Below are 4,499 nucleotides of genomic sequence, written 5' to 3' on the forward strand. Positions count from 1 at the left end.
CGCGATCCGCGGGGACGTTTTTTGGCTTGCGGCTATTCCAGCTGCCGGCGCAGCTTGTCCAGAGCCTGCTTTTTGATCCGGCTGGCCGTCCGGTAGGGCAGGTTCATCAGCGCGGAAGTTTCCTTGAGACTGTAATTGAGCAGGAGGTTCTGCCCCAGCAGCAGCTTTTCGGTGTTGGACAGCTTTTTCCAGGCTTCCACCAGGGCCAGGCGGGGCTCGTGCGCTGCTTCGACAAAGGCCGCCTCCAGCAGCGGCTCGTCGTGGTCGCACTGCCGCTGTCTGCGGCGGAGCAGGTCCAGCGTGTGCCAGTAGACCTTGCGAAAGGCCAGCTTGTCGGCTTCTTCCCGGGGCCTGCCAGCCATCTGGGCCAGGCAGTGGGCGTAGACGATCAGGCCCTCCTGGAAGAGGTCTTCGTAGTCGCTGTATCTCCGGTAGACGTGGGCGGATTTGAGGGCCCCGGCCACCAGTTTCCGGTTTTCCCAGGCTTGCGTCATTGCTTCATTTGTCATTTTCTTGTCAGCACTCCTTATTTTTTTCTTGCTCGGCGCCGTGCAAATACAGCTTAGGCTCTTTGCCAAAGGAGTGCTGACCGGGGCAGCCGCCGCCTGGCGCCCGTTTTCAAGCCCTTTACGTTTTCGCGAAAAAGTAAGAATGGCTGTTTAAGGCCGGGCGGGGCTGGCCGGTCAAGGCAAAAAATAAAAGTTTTTCTAGCAGAAAAGCAAAAAAGTCGTCATGGATCGGTCACATTTGCCCCGTATCATCTAAACCATAGATCAAGCAGATTTGATCTATTGATTCCATACCTTTTTTATTCTTTCCAAGACAAGCAAATTACGCGGCCGTACGGCCGCATCTATATCTATTTTTTTACGCGAAAAAGCGCCGGATCAGCTGATCCAGCGCTTTTCTCTTATTCTTGTTGATCGGCAGCTCTTAGAAGCTCAGCTTCAAGAAGAACTTGACGAACAATGCGGCCAGGACGGCACCGGCAAATGGCGCGGTCCCTGGCACGATCAGGCCGTATTGCCAGTCGTTGTTGGCCTTGTTCTTGATCGGCAGAATCTGGTAAGCCAAACGCGGCCCCAAGTCCCGGGCCTGGTTCATGGCAAAGCCGGTAGTACCGCCCAGGCCCATACCGATGGCCCAAACCAGCAGACCAACCAGCAGTGGGGTCCAGCCGAATTTTTCAAACTTGGCAACGATTGCCAGGATGCCAGTCAGGAAGATCGTAGTGGCGATCATTTCGACCATCCAGTTGCGCGGCAGGTTGCGCAGGTTAGGGTTGGTGGAGAAGATGTTCCGGGTGGCAATGCCGTCGATCGTGTCTTCGGAAGCCTTGAAGTGGTCAGCGTACATGAAGTAGGCCAAAAGAGCCCCCGCGAAGGCGCCGGCAAATTCAGCCAGGCAGTAAGGGATGAAGCTGGACCATGGGATCAGGCCCAGGATGGCCTGGCAAAGCGCCATGGCCGGGTTCATGCAGATGCCGCCGAAGATGAACAGGCAGGCTGAGATCCCGAATGACCAGGTAGTAATGGCAAAAATGTGGCCTGAGCCGTGGTACTTGGTCTTGTTCAAGACGTCATCGCAGTGCACGCCCACACCGAACAGAATCATGAGTCCGGTAGACAAGAACTCATTTAACAAGTTGTGCATCAAAATTCTATTCTCCTTGTAGTAGATAATTTTTAAGGTACATAACAGCTAATAATTATATACCTATAGGCAGCAAAAAGATATAGGTAATCGTGATCTTTTTAACATGAATGCGCTTTTATCGCCAGATTTAACAAACGCTCTGGGGAAAAGTAAGTGAATTGTTCACAAAAATGGCCTGCCGGGCCACTATAGCAATCGTGGAATTTTTAGGTTGGCTTTCAGCTATGAAAATTTCACTGAAGGGAAACGATACTATCATAGTTTGTTCAAACTTTCTGTGTACTATATAAACCGTAGACGAGCTGAAAGAACTCGCCTATAACTCATATTTCTTATATTTTTCTTTCCCTGATATACACAACATACATATACACTACCTAAGAAGCAGCTGGCCAGAAACAGCTGCTTTTTTGGTACCCTTTTGCCAGCTTGGCCGGGAATGCTATACGTAAATTCTTTGAAAAAAACAGTTAAAATAAGCTAAAAGTGCTTGCAAGCGAGTATGAGCTTGTTTATTCTAGACATTAGTGATAATTGTACTAGTTGTATCGTGGACTTTTTGCCCATAATTAAGAGGGGAAAAGGAATGGAAACAGAAAAAAATAGAAAAACCAAGCTTGATTATCAAGCTTTTTTGCCTTACGCCGCTTTGTTTTTGCTAGCGGCTTATTTTGCTTTCCGGCAAATGCGGACGGGGAACATCATCATCGGTTCCGACACGATCTTCCACTACAACCGCTTCTATGAGGCGGCTGAGCAGATCAAGCACGGCAACTTCAACTGGTTCATGAGCCTGTATGGCTACAACCGGTCGGGCCGGGTGATCAACGCCCTGTACGGGCCGCTTTTTGCCTATGCCAACGGCCTGCTTTTGCTGGCAGTCGGCACCTGGTATCGTTACCAGCTGGTCAGCTCCTTTATCGTCTACCTCGTCGGGGGCTTCGGCATGTACGCCGCCCTGCGCCGGTTTAAAGCGCGGCGGTCAGTTGCCACGATTCTGGCCATGCTCTACCTGACGATCGGCTGGCTGCCGCGCTGGCAGGGGGCAACCAACTTCTCCGGCATCAGCGCGGCCATGATGCCTTACGGCATTTTGGTAGCCGCGGACATGATTTTTGACAAGGAAAAGCCGATTCACTGGGTCAAGCTGGGCCTTTTGATGGCCGTGGCTCTGGAAGTGCACCTGCTGACGGCCGTGATGTACATGGCCTTTCTGCTGCCGGCCTGGCTTTACGCCATGATTAAAAACAAGGGCCAGCAAAAGCTCTGGCTGAGCACCTGCCAGGCCGTCGGCCTGGCGGTCCTGCTGGCGCTGAACACGCTGGCGCCGCTTTTCTGGATGTCCAAGAGCAACCATCTGGCCGCGCCTTCGACGATGGGCATGATGGGCAATGCCCTGCACCTCAAGCACACTTACGTGGCGGTAGCGCCGACGGGGCTGCTGGGCTACAACCAGCGGGACGGGCTGACCTACTGGATGTTTTACATTTTTCTCTTCCAGCTGGGCTATGCCATCTGGCAGCGGCAGAAAAGCCAGATCAACTGCTGGCTGAGTCTGTACGGAGGCTTTTGGCTGCTTTTGTCCTCGCGCCTGGTGCCGTGGGACCACATTTCCAACCGGCTGCCGGCCCTGGCCCGCTACCTGCAGTTCCCGTCCCGCTTTACCTGTATCGCCTACCCGCTGCTTTTGATTGGGATGGGCATGTCGGCGGAGATCATGCTGCGGAAGTCCAGACGCTGGTCCTGGCTGGTCTACGGGGTGACCGGGGCGGCTCTGGTTCTCAGTACCAGCAGCATGGTCCGCTACATGAACGCTTACGCCTGGAACGGCTATTTGAACAATGTCGGCCACAACGCTAGCAGCAAGTTTGGCCGGGAAGTTACCGCGCCTGGCAAGTACAAGAGCCGGAGAAGCGGCCGCTACACGGTTTCTTTGACCGACTCCCGCAAGCAGGCCCTGCGCCAGACCAACGCGGCTACGCACTCTAAAGACCTGCACAAATTTTTGACCTTGACCAAGAAGCCGATCGCCGACTACCTGCCGGTCTACAAGCAGGACCCCAAGCCAGTGATCAACGGCTGGGCCGAAGGCTACAAGAACCGGGTCTACTGGCATCTGCAGACCGTCAAGGCTTCGAAGTCTTACAACAAGACCGTTTTGAGCCACAAGGTCAGAAAAGGAGTCAAGTTCAAGGCCCTCAAGGGCGGCCGGCTCCGCCTGACCTGGACGAGCACGGGCAAAAAGAAGCGCCTGCCGATCGTCACTTACGCGCAGTCCAAATTGACCGTCAACGGCAAGCTTCTGGCCAAGTACCGGAGAAGCCGGATCGGCGCGCCAAAGGTGGCCAGCCGGAAGGGCAAGAACGTGGCCGTGCTGGAATTCGTGACGCCTTTGTGGATGAAACTGCTTTTGGCAATTTCACTTCTTTCCTGGCCTGGCTTTATCTGTGCCAGCTTAGGGGTTAAACTTAGAGCATAAGAGACAAGAAAGGGAAGGAAGACCTTAAAAAGAATGAAAAAGATTTCAATTATCGTTCCTTGCTACAACGAAGAAGCGGCCCTGCCCCTCTTTTATCCGGCGGCCAGCGAAGTGCTGGAGAAGCTGCCAGATGACTATGAACTGATTTTTGTCAATGACGGCTCCAAGGACCGGACTTTGGAGATTTTGCGCGATCTGGCAGCCAAGGACCCGCACGTTTTTTATATCTCTTTTTCAAGGAACTTCGGCAAGGAGGCCGCCATGTATGCCGGCTTCGTCAATGCCAGCGGCGACTACGTGGCCGTGATGGACGCCGACCTGCAGGACCCGCCGGCCCTGCTGCCGGAAATGATCAAGATCCTGG

General features: G+C 53.7%; 4 protein-coding genes. 2 read left to right on the forward strand and 2 right to left on the reverse strand.

Translation table 11 applies throughout. The features are described 5' to 3' along the window. Positions 1-32: 32 nt before the first annotated feature. Both lacNas_RS07290 and larD read right to left on the reverse strand, forming a co-directional pair. Positions 33-509: a sigma-70 RNA polymerase sigma factor region 4 domain-containing protein gene (locus tag lacNas_RS07290; RefSeq protein ID WP_201331292.1), complete on the reverse strand. Its 477-nt coding sequence runs from the start codon at positions 507-509 to the stop codon at positions 33-35. Positions 510-933: 424 nt separating this feature from the next. Next, positions 934-1,653: a D/L-lactic acid transporter LarD gene (larD, locus tag lacNas_RS07295; protein WP_373868166.1), complete on the reverse strand. Its 720-nt coding sequence runs from the start codon at positions 1,651-1,653 to the stop codon at positions 934-936. Between the two features lie 589 nt (positions 1,654-2,242). On the opposite strand from larD, the gene lacNas_RS07300 reads away from it, so the two are divergent. Further along, complete coding sequence (locus lacNas_RS07300) at positions 2,243-4,135, forward strand: 6-pyruvoyl-tetrahydropterin synthase-related protein (protein WP_201331294.1); 1,893 nt, start codon at positions 2,243-2,245, stop codon at positions 4,133-4,135. Between the two features lie 33 nt (positions 4,136-4,168). Further along, positions 4,169-4,499, forward strand: a 331-nt coding sequence (locus lacNas_RS07305) for a glycosyltransferase family 2 protein (protein ID WP_201346735.1), incomplete at its 3' end; no start/stop codon positions are given.

Origin of the sequence: Lactobacillus nasalidis (genome assembly GCF_016587775.1) — a bacterium.
In the GTDB taxonomy this organism is placed as follows: Bacteria; Bacillota; Bacilli; order Lactobacillales; family Lactobacillaceae; genus Lactobacillus; species Lactobacillus nasalidis.